Here is a 15,823-nt window from a genome sequence, read left to right as displayed (position 1 = left end):
TTAGCAATATTATACAGTAAACACAAGGAGAGCGTCAATGTTTCAACGCCCTCCTCTCCTTAATTTTTCTAATTTTTCTGCAACTTCTTCACTAAATATCGTTCGCATAGCCGGTTGTGTTTCTTTTGTTTTCTTCGTTTCATGACGTACGGTTCGTTCCATCGCCTGAACTTCTATCTCTAACTCACGCGCTGATTTACGCAGAGCACCTTGCCCAAAAATAGCCCACTGCTCTGTGTAATCAGACGTGGCAACATAAATACGCATATTAATATTACGTAGTTCAATTGCGAGCTGCTCAATTTTCTCATCGGCTGTTTGGTTCTTTCTTGTAAAAATCACGTCAACACGCGCTTGTTTCATCTTCTTTTCAATTCCATAAACAGAATATGCATCAAACACAATCATAACTTCCGTGCCTGTATACCCTTGATAATCTGCCATTTTATCAATAAGTAAATCGCGTGAAGCCTGCAAGTCTACATCCCTTAGCTTTCTCAAATCTGCCCAAGCCCCAATAATGTTGTAGCCATCAACGATTAAAAGATCATTCATTCTTACTTACCGATTGGATGACGTTTCCGATACACTTCATACATTAACAAACTAGCAGCAACCGAAGCATTTAAGGATGTAACTTTACCAGCCATCGGCAAATGGATGAGGAAGTCGCATTTCTCGCCAATAAGGCGACTCATACCTTTCCCTTCACTACCAATAACCAAGCCGATTGGCATCTTTCCATCTAAATTACGATAGTCATCTTTTCCTTTTGCATCTGTACCTGCAATCCAAAGCCCTCGCTCTTTTAATTCATCAATCGTTCTCGATAAATTTGTCACACGAGCTACCGGAACATACTCAATCGCTCCCGTCGAGGCCTTTGCAACTGCAGCTGTTAAACCAACCGCTCTGCGCTTTGGAATAATAATACCGTGCGCTCCTACCGCGTCTGCTGTACGCATAATAGAACCTAAGTTGTGTGGATCTTCTATCTCATCAAGAATTAAAAAGAAAGGATCTTCATTCCGCTTAGCTGCTAACGCAAATAAATCCTCTAAGTCAGCATATTCATATGCTGCCACTTGTGCAATTACACCTTGATGATTCCCCTCTACAAGTTGATCTAATTTTTTCTTCGGTGAATTCTGTACTAAAATTTTGTTTTCTTTCGCTAATGCAAGTACAATTTGCACTTGTCCTTTCGTAGCACCTTCTGCAATCCAAATTTTATTAATATCACGCCCTGATCTCAGCGCTTCAATTACAGGGTTACGACCAATAATATATTCACTATTCACGCTTACGCGCCTCCTTCCTTATTCCCTAATATACGAATCGCCTCAAATACAATCTCTTCTATTCGCGTTTGATGATTTAATAAATAATGATATCCAATCAAAGCTTCAAAAGCAGTACTATGTCGATACGTTTGTACATCTGTATTTTTCGGAACAGAACCTGATTTTGCATTACGCCCTCTTCTTAATACAGCTTCCTCTTCTTCATTAAGAAATGATGTCTCTAATAGATGATACACCACTTTTGCTTGCGCTTTTGCAGAAACAAAGCTTGTCCCCAAACGATGTAGTTGATTTGGACGAACTGTCCCTTTCTGAAGTAAGTGATAGCGGATATATTGTTCATATACCGCATCACCCATATACGCTAACGCTAAGCTATTTAATTGCTTTGCATCAATCATGTTTAGCCTCTTTTCCATCTCGTACCTTGTGGTGTATCTTCCAAAATAATGTTACGCTCTTTTAACTCATCGCGAATTTGATCAGATAGTGCAAAATCACGATTTTTACGAGCCTCAATACGTTTTTGGATTAATGCTTCAATTTCCTCGTCAAGCAATTCTTCTTTCGTTAATTCTAATCCTAAAATTCCAAATAGCGTTTCAAATTGCTTCACATACGCTTCAATTACCGCTTTTGATGTATGTTGTTCTAATAAATATTGATTTGCATGATTCGCTAAGTTGTATAACTCTGTTACGGCGTTTGCTGTATTAAAGTCATCATCCATTGCCTCTTCAAATGCAGCCTGGAATTTCTCCATCTCAGCTAACCACTTCTCATTGTGATCCGTTAAATCTGTACTACTTTCCATGCGATGCTTTAAGTTACCATAAGCCGTTTTAATACGATCTAATCCGTTACTTGTATGCTGCAATAATTCCTCACTAAAATTAATTGGGTGACGATAATGCACAGATAACATAAAGAAACGAATTAATTGCGGATCGTACTGCTTAATAATGTCGTGAACAAGAACAAAATTACCTAACGATTTAGACATCTTTTCATTATCAATATTAATATATCCATTGTGCATCCAGTAACGTGCAAATGTTTTTCCAGTCAATGCTTCTGATTGAGCAATTTCATTTTCATGATGCGGAAATGTTAAATCCTGACCACCAGCATGAATATCGATTGTATCACCTAAATACTTACGTGCCATTGCTGAGCATTCAATATGCCAACCTGGACGACCTTTCCCCCAAGGGCTATCCCAGAAGATTTCTCCTTCTTTCGCTGCTTTCCATAATGCAAAGTCAAGTGGATCTTGTTTCTTTTCTCCAACTTCAATGCGCGCACCATGACGCAGGTCTGCAATTGGTTGATGTGATAATTTACCGTATCCTTCAAATTCTTTCGTTCTGTAGTACACATCACCTTCAGATTCATATGCATAACCTTTATTCACAAGTTCCTGAATAAACTCAATAATGATATCCATATTTTCTGTTACACGAGGATGAACCGTCGCATGTTTGCAACCTAGTGCCGTTACATCTTCAAAGTATGCTTCAACAAAACGATCTGCAATTGTCGGAACATCTTCTCCTAGCTCATTCGCCGCTTTAATTAATTTATCATCTACATCAGTAAAGTTAGAAACATATTGTACATCGTACCCTTTATGTTCTAAATAACGACGTACTGTGTCGAATACCATAGGCGGTCTCGCATTCCCGATATGAATGTAATTGTATACAGTTGGTCCGCATACATACATTTTCACTTTATTTTCTTCTAAAGGAATAAACGCTTCTTTCTGACGCGTTAATGTATTATAAATGTGAATAGTCATTTTTATCCGTCCTTTCTGTTTTCAATACTAGTTGTTTTTTCAATTGTTCAAGCTCTTCTTCCATCGCTTTCAACTTATCAAAAATCGGATCCGGAAGATCACAATGATTTAATTCTTGCCCTATTTTTACGCCATTTTGAATTACAACACGACCAGGAATGCCTACAACTGTAGAATGCGCAGGCACTTCTTTCAGCACAACTGAACCAGCACCAACTTTAGAATTTTCTCCAACTGTAATCGACCCAAGTACTTTCGCACCTGTTGCAATTAACACGTTATCTTTAATCGTTGGATGACGTTTCCCTTTTTCTTTTCCTGTTCCACCTAACGTAACGCCTTGATAAATTGTCACATTATCTCCAATTTCACACGTTTCTCCAATTACAACCCCCATACCATGATCGATAAAAAATTTACGACCAATCGTTGCTCCTGGGTGAATTTCAATACCTGTAAAAAAACGACTCATTTGCGAGATAGCACGTGCAAAAAAGAAAAAGTTCCGTTTATAAAAGGCGTGTGCAATACGATGTGCCCAAATTGCGTGCAATCCAGAGTAAGTTAAAATCACTTCGATATAACTTCTCGCTGCTGGATCCTGTTCAAAGACGACTTCAATATCCTCCAGAAGCCTCTTAAACATCGTTGTTCCCCCTTTTTGTTTAAAGTGAAACTTCCCCCATACCTTTAATGTATAGAAAAAGGCGTCTCTGTCTATAGACAGAGACGCCTTACTAGCGCGGTTCCACTCTGTTTAGGCCTAAAAAGACCTCAAACTCAAACATGATAACGGTTTATACCGCTTCTGCTTACTTTATCTCGAAGTACATTCGTTGTTCAGCAGAAGACTCAAAGGGGCACTTCAAAAATCCGCTTTTAAACCACTTCCAGCCAAATGGTGGTTTTCTCTGTGAAAAGCATGATTTTCTACTTCTCCTTCTCGTCGCTTTTGTTTATTTCATTTTGGAGTATTTTTATTATATTTCTAAATTCGTAAAATGTTAACCAATTACTTTACGAACACGATTTAAAACTTTTTCTTTTCCAAGAAGCGCAATTGCATTTGGAAGCTCTGGTCCGTGTGTTTGGCCAGTCGTTGCAACACGAATTGGCATGAACAAGCCTTTTCCTTTTTGACCAGTTTGCTTTTGAACAGCTTTAATTGCCGCTTTAACTGTTGCAGGTTCTACTTCTTCTAACGCTTCTAACTCTGCTGCAAATACGCGAAGAACTTCTGGTACTTGTTCGCCTTTCAGTACCTCTTGTCCTTCTTCTTCGTAATCTACATGATCTTTAAAGAACATATCGGATAGCTCAACAATCTCAGCACCGAAACTCATTTGATCATGATATAGAGCAATCACATCACGAATCCAAGCTAATTCTTGTTCACTTGGATTTTCACTTACACGGCCAGCTTTCACTAAATGTGGTAAGCTTAATTCGACAACGCGATCTAAGTCTTGCTTTTTCATATATTGGTTGTTCATCCATTTTAATTTTTGCGAATCGAATACTGCTGGTGATTTCGATAAACGAGCTGCATCGAACATTTCAATAAACTCATCTTTAGAGAAGACTTCCTCTTCCCCTACTGGTGACCAACCTAATAATGCGATAAAGTTAAAAATTGCTTCTGGAAGATATCCTAGCGCTTCATATTGTTCAATAAATTGAATAATTGATTCGTCGCGTTTACTTAATTTTTTACGGCTTTCATTTACGATTAACGTCATATGACCAAATTGCGGTACATCCCAACCAAATGCTTCATAAATCATCATTTGTTTTGGTGTATTCGAAATATGGTCATCACCACGAAGAACGTGCGAGATTTCCATAAAATGATCGTCTGCCGCTACCGCAAAGTTATAAGTTGGAATACCATCTTTCTTCACGATAACAAAGTCACCGAAGTCATTTGAGTTAAAGGATACTTCACCTTTTACAATATCATTAAAAACATATTCACGGTTTTCAGGTACACGGAAACGAATACTCGGAATGCGTCCTTCTTCCTCGAATTGTTTTACTTGTTCTTCTGTTAGTTCACGGTGATTACCTGCATAACGAGGTGTTTCACCACGAGCGATTTGCCCTTCACGTTCTGCTTCTAATTCTTCTTCTGTCATATAGCATTTATAAGCTAAACCACGCTCAAGTAAATCTTCATATAAATTTTTATAAATATCTAAACGCTCCATTTGACGGTACGGACCGTATTCACCACCAACATCGACGCTTTCATCCCAGTCCATGCCAAGCCATTTTAAGTACGTTAATTGGCTTTCTTCGCCGCCAGCAATATTACGCTTTATGTCTGTATCTTCAATACGGATAATAAATTTTCCGTTTTGACTACGAGCGAATAAATAGTTAAATAATGCCGTACGTGCATTTCCGATATGTAAGTGTCCTGTTGGACTTGGCGCATAGCGCACTCTCACTTGCTTTTCCATAATTGGTACACCTTCCATTCTTAATGTCAACAGATTCCTTAATTGTACACCAAAAAATTATGATTATCCATCTTACGAATTAAAAACAACTATTTTTTCTGCAAAAATACAATAGCCTGTGAAGCTATTCCTTCTTCTCGTCCTGTAAAACCTAATTTTTCTGTCGTCGTCGCTTTTACATTCACATTCTTGATGTCTGTTTGCAGCAGCTCACTAATTCTCACACGCATACTTTCAATGTGTGGTGCCATTTTTGGCTTTTGAGCAATAATTGTACAATCTAGATTTCCAAGTACATATCCTTGCTCTGTAACAAACTCCCATACCTTTTGCAAAAGCACAGCTGAATCCGCATCCTTAAATGCAGGATCTGTATCTGGAAAGTGCTTGCCGATATCTCCCGCAGCAATTGCTCCTAAACAAGCATCTGCAATTGTATGTAAAAGAACATCAGCATCAGAGTGTCCAAGTAACCCTTTCTCATATGGAATTGTAATCCCGCCAATAATTAATGGTCTTCCTTCTGCAAATGCATGCACATCAAAACCTTGTCCAATTCGAAACATTTCCAATTCCTCCTCAAACTACGCTAATAAATTTTATCCCGCTCTAACGGGCAGTAAGACCCCCACCTCAAGATTCTGAAAAAACAAAGAAGATAGGTGGGAGATAACTGCCCGTAAGAGCCCGATTGGTTCAACTAACCATCAGTGGGGATAACCCCTCCACTGATGGAATTTTCACTTTATCCCGCTATTTATGAACAGCTTCACATTATATTACTCGCACGGACATATAAAGGTCCGCGCGCCAATTTTTCCACTCTATACAAAGAAAAGCTCGGTAGCTACCGAGCTTTTCCATTATAACATCGTTACTGTATTTGCAAAACTCGCAAGAAGCTTTCAGCAATCACTAAATCTTCAGGTGTTGTCACCTTAATATTGTAATAGCTGCCTTCTACAACTCCTACCTCTTTAGAAAGACGCTCTACCAAGCTGGCATCGTCAGTCCCAAGAAAACCCGCCTGTTTTGCACCCTCATGCGCCCCCAACAAAATAGGAACATGAAACCCTTGCGGTGTTTGAACCGCTCGCAATTGGGAACGTTCTACTGTTTCAACAACAGCATCATGCATCACTTTTTTAATTGTATCTTTCACAGGTACAGCACAAATAGAAGCACCTTTTTCTTTCGCCATTTGCAATACATCTTCAATCATCTTTTTCGTTACAAACGGACGCGCCCCGTCGTGGACAAGTACATACTCTCCTTCTCTTACATACATAAGAGCATTATATACACTATCCTGGCGCTCATTCCCACCTTGAACAAATTGGATATCTTTTTGAATATGATAAGTTTGAAAAAGTTCTTCGAAATAAGAACGCTCTCTCTCATTAATCGCTAAAATAATCTGTCTACATTGTTCATCTTTTTCAAAAGCCCGTAATGTATGAATAATAATAGGAGCATCATTAAGCTGCAAAAACAACTTATTTTTCCCCGCGCCCATACGCTTACCTTGTCCTGCTGCTGGAATAATTAATGTATACATCGCCTTAGCCCTCTACTTATAACGCTTTCTCTAACAATTTACGCTTTGCAAAGATCATACGGCCTGCAGATGTTTGCAATACACTTGTAACAAGTACATCAAGTTGAGAACCAACATGCTCTCTACCATCTTCGACAACGATCATTGTACCATCATCTAAATAAGCAACACCTTGATTTTGCTCTTTCCCATCTTTCACGACATATACCCTTAACTCTTCACCTGGAAGTACAACTGGCTTAATGGCATTTGCTAAATCATTAATGTTTAAAACCGTCACACCTTGCAATTCAGAAACTTTATTTAAGTTAAAATCATTTGTAACAACAGTTCCGCCAGTCAATTTTGCTAGTTTCACAAGCTTACTATCGACTTCCTGAATGTCTTCGAAATCACCTTCATAAATTTCTACTGGGATAGGTAACTCTTTTTGAATACGATTTAAAATATCCAAACCTCTTCGTCCGCGATTACGCTTTAATGCATCCGAAGAATCAGCGATATGTTGTAATTCTTCTAACACAAATTGCGGAATGACAATTGTTCCTTCCAAAAATTTTGTTTGGCAAATGTCCGCAATACGACCATCAATAATAACACTTGTATCTAGTATTTTCCAATCAGAAGTTGACTTTTCTACTTCCTCATTTTCATTGCTCGTATTTTTTTTCTTTCCTCCGCGTTGCGGTAATGTAAATAATCCTAACAATTCATTTCTCTTTTTAAACCCTACTTGGAATCCTAAGTAACCAAGTAATATTGTGAAAAAGATTTGCAATACTGTACTAATGACTTGAATGGTAATTTCGCGAATCGGAATCAAGATCAAATACGCAACAATTAGCCCTGAAATTAATCCTAATGTTCCAAATAAAACATCTGTAACAGGTGCTTTTACAAGCGCTTCCTCAATATGTTTAATAAGCTGAACAATATAATCTACAAGCCAAAATGTTGTTAAAAATAAAATGATTGCACCAATAATTGCACGAATATAAGAACCTTCAAGCCAAGGTACTGCACCTATACCCAACATATCAATCACTTTTGGAATAAGAAAAATCCCTAACGCTCCTCCAATAACTAAAAAGAAAAGCTGTACGATTCGTTTTAACATTCAACCACCTCCTACTCATTATTAACCATTACTTCGCCACTCAAAACGTCGAGTGCAAAAGTGGACGTGTTTTTTCATGATTCGTTTTATTTACCAATATATCATATCATATATAAAAAATCTTTGAGTGTCGTTATATTATGAAATCAATGTAATATTCTTAATTGTGTCTGCTCATATACAAGTGTTCTTGAATTCGTTTTAAACCCTCTCGTATCTTTTTCGCCCGCACTTCTCCAATTCCTTCCACATCATCCAAATCTGCAATTGTTGCACGGCAAATTCCTTGTAAATTCTTAAAACGATTAATTAGGTTTTCGATAATAAGAGGTGGAACTCTAGAAATTTTACTTGCAATTCGATACCCTCGCGGTGTAATGCTTTCTTCTAGTTTCGTTTGTCCAGAATATCCAAGTAGTTTTACTAAATCGCTGTCTTCTAGAAGTTGGGCATTTGCAAGCTCTTGTAATTTTTTTAAAATTTGATAATGATCCTGTGTTTTTTCATGATAATAGTCTTTAATTAATAGTGCAGCTTCTGCTTCTACGTCAGCAATCAATTCTGTTAACTGCAAACGAATAAGTCTTCCTTCTGTTCCTAACTCATGAATGTAACTAAAGATTTCATTTTTAATACGCAGCATCATTTCAACGCTATGCAATACATGTACAACTTCAGACATCGTAACGACTTCTTCAAATTCCAAAATACCAAGGTTTGTTATTCCTTCATTCCATACAGCCTTATACTTTTCTAATGTTTGAATTGCTTGATTTGCTTTTGTTAAAATAACCCCAATATCTTTTAATGTGTAACGTAAATTCCCTTGGTATAAAGTAATTACGTTTCGTCTTTGTGAAATAGCAACAACAAGACTATTTGTTTGCTTCGCCACTCGCTCTGCTGTTCGGTGGCGCATACCTGTTTCAATAGAGTCAATAGTTGGATCTGGAACTAACTGTCCATTCGCAATTAAGATTTTACTCCCCGTTTCATTTAAAATCAGAGCTCCATCCATTTTTGCTAGTTCGTATAGACTAGCAGGAGAAAAGGCACAATTAATATGAAATCCTCCATCAACAATACTTTTAATTTGTTCGTTGTATCCGAGTACAATAAGCCCACCCGTTTGTGCGCGAAGCACATTATCAATTCCTTCTCTTAGCGGTGTCCCCGGTGCAACAAGCTGCAAAATATTAATAATACTTTTAGAACGTTGCTTGTGTTCTTCCATATCTTATCCTCCTAGTGCAAATCGAAGAGCCTCTCCTATATTTGATACGCCAACTACTTCAATCCCTTCCGGAATCGTCCATCCACCTAAATTTTTCCTCGGGATAATTACACGTTGAAACCCTAATTTTGCCGCTTCTTGTACACGCTGTTCAATACGAGAGACACGGCGAACTTCTCCAGTTAAGCCAACTTCACCAATAACAGCGTCGCCTGGGGAAGTCGTTTTATCACGAAAACTTGATGCAATGCTTATCGCAACTGCCAAATCCACTGCAGGTTCATCCAACTTGATTCCTCCAGCAACTTTTAAATAAGCATCTTGGTTTTGGAGCAATAACCCTGCTCTTTTTTCTAGCACTGCCATAATAAGAGAGACACGATTATGATCAACTCCCGTTGCCATTCTTCTTGGATTCCCGAAACTTGTAGGAGAAATTAATGCTTGTATTTCTACTAAAACAGGTCTTGTCCCTTCCATAGAGGCAACAACCGTTGAACCCGCAACACCCACAGGTCTTTCTTCTAGAAAGATTTCAGAAGGATTTAACACTTCCGAAAGACCAAGCTCCTTCATTTCAAAAATCCCCATCTCATTGGTTGAACCGAAACGATTTTTTACTGCTCGTAAAATTCGATATGTATGATGACGATCCCCTTCAAAATAAAGAACAGCATCCACCATATGTTCTAACATACGAGGACCGGCAATTGCTCCTTCTTTGGTTACATGCCCTACAATAAAAATAGGAATTCCTTTTGTTTTCGCAAGCTTCATCAATTCCGCTGTACATTCGCGTACTTGTGCGACACTTCCCGGTGCTGAAGTTACTTCCGGTAAATGAATCGTTTGAATAGAATCAATTACAACAAATGACGGATTCATTTCATCTATATATACTGCGATTCGTTGTAAATCTGTTTCTGACACAACAAATAAATTATCTCCATTTACATGAAGGCGATCTGCCCGAAGTTTAATTTGTTTTGCAGATTCTTCACCCGATATATATAAGACATCATAGGCAAGATCTGCTAGTTGTGATGATATTTGCAACAGCAATGTAGATTTCCCAATACCAGGATCCCCCCCTATAAGTACGAGAGAACCATCTACAATTCCTCCTCCAAGAACCCGGTTAAATTCTTGAAATTTCGTTTCAATACGCGCTTCTGTTTTCGTTTCCACTTCTTTCAAACGACGAGGCTTCGTTACTTCAGTTTGAATTGCATTTGCATAATTAATTCGACGTGATGATACAACTGGTTCCATCTCCTCGACTAGGGTATTCCACTGTCCACATCCTGGACACCTTCCCATGTACTTCGGCGACTGATAACCACATTCTTGACATATAAATTTTGTTTTCTTTTTAGCCATCGTTTTTTACACTTCACTTTCATGTGTAACAAAAGTATTTCTTTCTTGTACAAGAAAGAGGGCTATTGTTTAGCCCCCTTTTGTTTGTCTATGCTTATTTTACCTTTTCTGCACTGCGAATGACAAATGTTTCCCCTTCTGTATCAAAAACAACTTTTTGACCTTTCTCAACAACTCCTTTAAGAAGTTCTTCCGATAATCGATCTTCAACATGTTTTTGAATCGCACGACGTAGTGGACGTGCACCATACTCCGGATCAAATCCTTTATCAGCAATCGCTTCAATCGCAGCATCTGTTAACTCTAAATCAATCTCTTGTTCTTTTAAACGTTTAACTAACTGTTCTACCATAAGAGTAACAATTTCTTTAATATGTTTCTTCTCTAATGTATGGAACACAATAATTTCATCAATACGGTTTAAGAACTCAGGGCGGAATGCTTTTTTCAACTCTTCCATTACTTTACCCTTCATATCTGCATAATCACGACTTTCATCTTGTACATTAAATCCAAGATGTTTATTTCGTTTTAATGCATCTGCACCGACGTTGGAAGTCATAATCACAATTGTATTACGGAAATCGACTGTACGGCCTTTTGAATCAGTTAAACGACCATCTTCTAGTACTTGCAGTAAAATATTGAATACATCTGGATGTGCTTTTTCTACCTCGTCAAGTAAAACAACAGAGTATGGTTTTCTACGAACCTTTTCTGTTAGCTGGCCACCTTCTTCATATCCAACATATCCTGGAGGGGAACCCACTAAACGAGAAGTAGAGTGTTTCTCCATGTACTCCGACATGTCAATACGAATCATTGCATCCTCATCACCAAACATAGATTCCGCTAATGCACGTGCAAGTTCTGTTTTACCAACACCAGTTGGTCCTAAGAAAATAAAAGAACCGATTGGACGTTTTGGATCTTTTAAACCTGCTCTTGCACGGCGTACTGCTTTTGCAACTGCAACTACAGCTTCATCCTGTCCGATTAAACGATCATGTAAAATATTTTCTAAGTTCAATAATTTGTCTGTTTCTGTTTGAGCTAGCTTTGAAACCGGAATTCGCGTCCATGTTGAAACAACATTTGCAATATCTTCTACTGTTACTTCTGAGTTCTCTTTACCTTGCTGCTCTTTCCATTGACGCTTCGTATCCTCTAATTTCTCACGTAGACGTTGTTCCATATCACGTAAAGAAGCTGCTTTTTCAAATTCCTGACTTTGCACTGCTGCATCTTTTTCTTTTCTTACCTCTTCTAGTTTCAATTCAAGCTCTTTTAAGTTTGGTGGTGTTGTATAAGAACGTAAACGAACCTTTGAAGCTGCCTCATCAATTAGATCAATTGCTTTATCAGGTAGGAAACGATCTGTAATGTATCGATCAGATAATTTTACAGCGGCATTAATCGCATCATCTGAGATAGAAACGCGATGATGCGCTTCATAACGGTCACGTAATCCTTTTAAAATTTGGATTGATTCTTCTAGACTTGGTTCATCCACCTGGATTGGTTGAAAACGTCGCTCTAATGCCGCATCTTTTTCAATATATTTACGATACTCATCTAGCGTTGTTGCTCCAATACATTGCAGTTCCCCGCGTGCTAATGATGGTTTTAAAATATTGGATGCATCAATTGCTCCTTCTGCACCACCCGCACCTATTAATGTATGAAGCTCATCTATGAATAAAATAATATTACCCGCTTGACGAATTTCATCCATGACTTTCTTTAAGCGGTCTTCAAACTCACCGCGATATTTCGTACCGGCAACTACAGTCCCCATATCTAATGTCATAACACGCTTATCACGTAAAGTTTCTGGAACTTCATTGTTTATAATTTGTTGTGCTAATCCTTCAGCAATCGCAGTTTTACCAACACCAGGTTCTCCGATTAATACAGGATTATTTTTTGTTCTTCTACTTAACACTTCAATTACACGTTGAATCTCTTTGCTGCGGCCAATCACTGGATCTAAACGCCCTTCACGAGCTACAGCTGTTAAATCGCGAGCTAAACTATCAAGTGTCGGTGTACTTGCATTAGCAGAACCACCACCTTGATGGCCCGACGCTGTCTCATTACTACCAAGAAGCTGCAGTACTTGTTGACGTGCTTTATTTAAACTTACACCTAAATTGTTTAAAACACGGGCTGCAACCCCTTCTCCTTCACGAATAAGACCAAGTAAAATATGCTCCGTTCCCACGTAAGAATGACCTAGTTTACGAGCTTCATCCATGGACAACTCTATCACTTTTTTTGCACGTGGCGTATAGTGAACTGTTTGAGACATCTCCGTACCACGCCCAATTAGCGCCTCTACTTCTTTTTGAACTTTCTCCGGGCTTAATCCAAGTGCAACCAATGCTTTCGCAGCAATTCCTTCTCCTTCTCGTACAAGACCGAGTAAAATATGCTCTGTACCAATATTATTATGACCAATGCGAATTGCTTCTTCTTGGGATAATGCTAATACTTTTTGTGCTCGCTCTGTGAATCTTCCAAACATCATATAAATCACACTCCTACTTCGCTCGATTTTGTTCAATTTGTAATCTTTCACGAATAAGTGCTGCTCTGCGGTAATCTCTTTCATCAGGCTGCAGTGGACCACCAGCATATTGCTGCAAAATTCCCGGCTGTGTAAGTACCATTAATTCTGTTAAAATATTTCTGGATATACTTTCGATATATCCAAGATCAATGCCAAGTCGCACATCCGATAAACATGTTGCAGCCTCAGCAGATTCAATTAAACGGCTATTTGCCAATACACCATAAGAACGATATACCTTATCCTCAAGCTCTACGTTTGAGTTTTTCATGATAGATTCCCTCGCTGTTCGCTCTTGTTGAATAAGTTGCTGAACAACACTTTTTAAATCTTCTACAATATCTTCTTCAGATTTTCCTAATGTCATTTGATTCGAAAGTTGAAATATATTTCCTAACGCTTCACTACCTTCACCATATATCCCTCTTACCACTAAACCAAGTTGATTAATTGCTTGAACAATACGATTCATTTGTCCTGTTAAAACGAGAGCAGGCAAATGTATCATCACTGAAGCTCGTAAACCCGTTCCTATATTTGTAGGACAACTCGTTAAATAACCAACTTGTTCATCAAATGCGTATTCAACCTGACTTTCTATCCAATCATCAATTCGATTTGCACTATGCAGCGCTTCGGATAACTGTAATCCTGGAAATAAACATTGAATTCGAATATGATCTTCTTCATTAAGCATAATGCTTACTTGTTCATTCTCAGATAATAAACAAGCACCATATTCTGTTCCCACTAAATCTGGACTTACAAGGTGCTTTTCTACTAATACTCTGCGCTGCAACGGCTGAATGCTATTCATTTGTAAAAGTTCAAATATCCCAAAAGGTTCGACCGTTTGATTAGCAAACCTTTCTTGAAATACCTTAATCATTTGCTCCGCTTCTTCATTTGTTAACATAGTCGGGAACTTGTAATCTCGTAAATTCCGAGCCAATCGAATACGACTGCTTAAAACAATATCGGAATCAGGACCATCTTCCCTCATCCACGGGCTAATTGCTTCGTTCATAATACGATCGAGTGACATAGAACTATTCCCCCTCTCTATGCTCACGAAGCTGATTTTCTAAGCTGCGAATTTTATCACGTAATTCTGCAGCCTGTTCAAACTCTTCTTGTTGTATGCATTCCTGCAATTTTTGTTTTAACTCATCTAATTCTTTTTTTAGATGAATATTTCCTCCTATACGGTTAGGAAATTTCCCATTGTGACTCGTATGCCCGCCATGAAGCCGCTTTAGCATCGGCTGTAATTGTTCTTTAAATGTTTCATAACAAGAAGAGCAACCAAATCTACCGATCTTTGCAAATTGTGAATATGCCATATTACATTTCGAACATTGCAACGGATCTGTATTCGAAAGGCCATTCGTTTCTTTCTCAAGGGTAGGTTGTTCAACATGTAGTAAACCTGCTAATAAATTATGAAATGAAAAACTAGATTTGTTTGATTGAAAGAAAGACGTATATCCATTTTCTTGTGCACACCGCTCGCAAAGATGAATCTCCGTCTTTTCTCCATTCATTACTTTTGTAAAATGTAGCGTTGCTGATCGTGAATTACAGTTTTGACAAATCAACGTATTTCCCCACCTTTACAATAGGAACGAATTATGAATTTATAACCTTATCCGTTCAACTAACCTTTAGAAGATAGATCATTCCTAAAAGAAGTTTTACTTATATTTCAGTGTTCTAAGCATCGCTCGAAGCATACGTGCTCGCAATTCATCTCGAAGTGGTAAGTCTGTTAGTAATACAGATCGATCTAACACACTAAACATGAGCTTCGCTTCCCTAGTTGTAACAATGCCTTCTTCAGCTAAACGCCTTATTATATTCTCGGCGCTTGACTGAGCAATACTATACTGAATCATTTGTAACATTTGATCAATAATGTCTATATCATCATGCAATTTGACTTTTATAATGCGAATGTAACCCCCGCCACCTCGTTTACTTTCCACTACAAATCCTCTTTCTAGCGTAAAACGAGTATTAATAACGTAGTTAATCTGAGATGGAACGCAATCAAACTTATCAGCAATTTCGCTTCTTTTAATTTCAATTGCACTATTATTACTTAAGTCAATAACTTGCTTTAGATATTGTTCAATAATATCAGATATATTTCTCATTTATCCTCCACCTTTATTGACTTTGACTATCTTTGACTTTAATTATATACGTATTAAAAAATTTTGCAACTCTTTTGCTTTCTTCTCTATCCTATCCATATTTTCTCACGTTTAATCAGCTGTTCTTTATTTTATGAATAAGGAATATAAAGTTTCCTAATTATAAAATGAAACTTCCACCAGTAAAAATTTTCAATTCAGTTTTTACAGGGTAAAAAACAAAAAAAGACGAGTCCACT

At 37.9% G+C, this 15,823-nt stretch carries 15 protein-coding genes and 1 other annotated feature; all 15 genes read right to left on the bottom strand.

Annotation, left to right across the window (positions count from 1 at the left end; genetic code table 11):
• Window positions 1-42: 42 nt before the first annotated feature.
• On the bottom strand, window positions 43-555 hold the full coding sequence (locus tag V7024_RS12040) for an NYN domain-containing protein (protein ID WP_335520114.1): 513 nt from the start codon (window positions 553-555) through the stop codon (window positions 43-45).
• 2 nt (window positions 556-557) lie between these two features.
• Window positions 558-1,301, bottom strand: a complete 744-nt coding sequence (rlmB, locus tag V7024_RS12035; RefSeq protein WP_098917198.1) for a 23S rRNA (guanosine(2251)-2'-O)-methyltransferase RlmB — start codon at window positions 1,299-1,301, stop codon at window positions 558-560.
• Between the two features lie 2 nt (window positions 1,302-1,303).
• Complete coding sequence (locus V7024_RS12030) at window positions 1,304-1,705, bottom strand: Mini-ribonuclease 3 (protein ID WP_335520111.1); 402 nt, start codon at window positions 1,703-1,705, stop codon at window positions 1,304-1,306.
• Between the two features lie 2 nt (window positions 1,706-1,707).
• Complete coding sequence (gene cysS, locus V7024_RS12025; RefSeq protein ID WP_098917196.1) at window positions 1,708-3,105, bottom strand: cysteine--tRNA ligase; 1,398 nt, start codon at window positions 3,103-3,105, stop codon at window positions 1,708-1,710.
• Window positions 3,086-3,751 (bottom strand): serine O-acetyltransferase, encoded by a 666-nt coding sequence (gene cysE, locus V7024_RS12020; protein ID WP_335520107.1) that lies wholly within the window; start codon window positions 3,749-3,751, stop codon window positions 3,086-3,088. Before cysE ends, cysS begins: the two co-directional genes overlap by 20 nt.
• Window positions 3,752-3,827: 76 nt before the next feature.
• Window positions 3,828-4,061: a binding site (T-box leader), on the bottom strand.
• Between the two features lie 48 nt (window positions 4,062-4,109).
• Window positions 4,110-5,567 carry a glutamate--tRNA ligase gene (gene gltX, locus V7024_RS12015; RefSeq protein ID WP_335520104.1) on the bottom strand — a complete coding sequence of 486 codons (1,458 nt, stop codon included), beginning with the start codon at window positions 5,565-5,567 and terminating at the stop codon, window positions 4,110-4,112.
• A gap of 89 nt (window positions 5,568-5,656) precedes the next feature.
• A complete protein-coding gene (gene ispF / locus V7024_RS12010) occupies window positions 5,657-6,133 on the bottom strand; it encodes a 2-C-methyl-D-erythritol 2,4-cyclodiphosphate synthase (protein ID WP_335520101.1) in 477 nt (158 codons plus the stop codon).
• A gap of 308 nt (window positions 6,134-6,441) precedes the next feature.
• A complete protein-coding gene (ispD, locus tag V7024_RS12005; protein ID WP_335520098.1) occupies window positions 6,442-7,125 on the bottom strand; it encodes a 2-C-methyl-D-erythritol 4-phosphate cytidylyltransferase in 684 nt (227 codons plus the stop codon).
• A 16-nt stretch (window positions 7,126-7,141) separates the two neighbouring features.
• Window positions 7,142-8,242: a PIN/TRAM domain-containing protein gene (locus V7024_RS12000; RefSeq protein ID WP_335520095.1), complete on the bottom strand. Its 1,101-nt coding sequence runs from the start codon at window positions 8,240-8,242 to the stop codon at window positions 7,142-7,144.
• 160 nt (window positions 8,243-8,402) lie between these two features.
• Window positions 8,403-9,476 (bottom strand): DNA integrity scanning diadenylate cyclase DisA, encoded by a 1,074-nt coding sequence (gene disA, locus V7024_RS11995; protein ID WP_098917191.1) that lies wholly within the window; start codon window positions 9,474-9,476, stop codon window positions 8,403-8,405.
• 3 nt (window positions 9,477-9,479) lie between these two features.
• Complete coding sequence (gene radA, locus V7024_RS11990) at window positions 9,480-10,856, bottom strand: DNA repair protein RadA (RefSeq protein WP_335520088.1); 1,377 nt, start codon at window positions 10,854-10,856, stop codon at window positions 9,480-9,482.
• A gap of 94 nt (window positions 10,857-10,950) precedes the next feature.
• A complete protein-coding gene (gene clpC / locus V7024_RS11985; RefSeq protein ID WP_335520085.1) occupies window positions 10,951-13,386 on the bottom strand; it encodes an ATP-dependent protease ATP-binding subunit ClpC in 2,436 nt (811 codons plus the stop codon).
• A 13-nt stretch (window positions 13,387-13,399) separates the two neighbouring features.
• Complete coding sequence (locus V7024_RS11980; RefSeq protein ID WP_335520081.1) at window positions 13,400-14,473, bottom strand: protein arginine kinase; 1,074 nt, start codon at window positions 14,471-14,473, stop codon at window positions 13,400-13,402.
• A 4-nt stretch (window positions 14,474-14,477) separates the two neighbouring features.
• Entirely contained in the window at window positions 14,478-15,026 is a 549-nt protein-coding gene (locus tag V7024_RS11975; RefSeq protein ID WP_335520077.1) for a UvrB/UvrC motif-containing protein, read from the bottom strand.
• Between the two features lie 96 nt (window positions 15,027-15,122).
• A complete protein-coding gene (locus tag V7024_RS11970) occupies window positions 15,123-15,584 on the bottom strand; it encodes a CtsR family transcriptional regulator (protein WP_020062263.1) in 462 nt (153 codons plus the stop codon).
• Between the last annotated feature and the right edge of the window lie 239 nt (window positions 15,585-15,823).

Origin of the sequence: Bacillus sp. JJ864 (genome assembly GCF_036963045.1) — a bacterium.
Classification (GTDB): domain Bacteria; phylum Bacillota; class Bacilli; order Bacillales; family Bacillaceae_G; genus Bacillus_A; species Bacillus_A pseudomycoides_C.
Note: the sequence above shows the minus strand (reverse complement) of the source record. Positions and strands in the feature narration are given on the sequence as shown.

Bases quoted from the DNA above. Each gene is read 5' to 3' on its own strand.
- gltX (WP_335520104.1), bottom strand. From the start codon at position 5,567: ATGGAAAAGCAAGTGAGAGTGCGCTATGCGCCAAGTCCAACAGGACAC.
- V7024_RS11970 (WP_020062263.1), bottom strand. From the start codon at position 15,584: ATGAGAAATATATCTGATATTATTGAACAATATCTAAAGCAAGTTATT.
- V7024_RS12030 (WP_335520111.1), bottom strand. From the start codon at position 1,705: ATGATTGATGCAAAGCAATTAAATAGCTTAGCGTTAGCGTATATGGGT.
- cysS (WP_098917196.1), bottom strand. From the start codon at position 3,105: ATGACTATTCACATTTATAATACATTAACGCGTCAGAAAGAAGCGTTT.
- clpC (WP_335520085.1), bottom strand. From the start codon at position 13,386: ATGATGTTTGGAAGATTCACAGAGCGAGCACAAAAAGTATTAGCATTA.
- V7024_RS12040 (WP_335520114.1), bottom strand. From the start codon at position 555: ATGAATGATCTTTTAATCGTTGATGGCTACAACATTATTGGGGCTTGG.
- disA (WP_098917191.1), bottom strand. From the start codon at position 9,476: ATGGAAGAACACAAGCAACGTTCTAAAAGTATTATTAATATTTTGCAG.
- ispF (WP_335520101.1), bottom strand. From the start codon at position 6,133: ATGTTTCGAATTGGACAAGGTTTTGATGTGCATGCATTTGCAGAAGGA.
- radA (WP_335520088.1), bottom strand. From the start codon at position 10,856: ATGGCTAAAAAGAAAACAAAATTTATATGTCAAGAATGTGGTTATCAG.
- cysE (WP_335520107.1), bottom strand. From the start codon at position 3,751: ATGTTTAAGAGGCTTCTGGAGGATATTGAAGTCGTCTTTGAACAGGAT.
- V7024_RS11980 (WP_335520081.1), bottom strand. From the start codon at position 14,473: ATGTCACTCGATCGTATTATGAACGAAGCAATTAGCCCGTGGATGAGG.
- ispD (WP_335520098.1), bottom strand. From the start codon at position 7,125: ATGTATACATTAATTATTCCAGCAGCAGGACAAGGTAAGCGTATGGGC.
- V7024_RS12000 (WP_335520095.1), bottom strand. From the start codon at position 8,242: ATGTTAAAACGAATCGTACAGCTTTTCTTTTTAGTTATTGGAGGAGCG.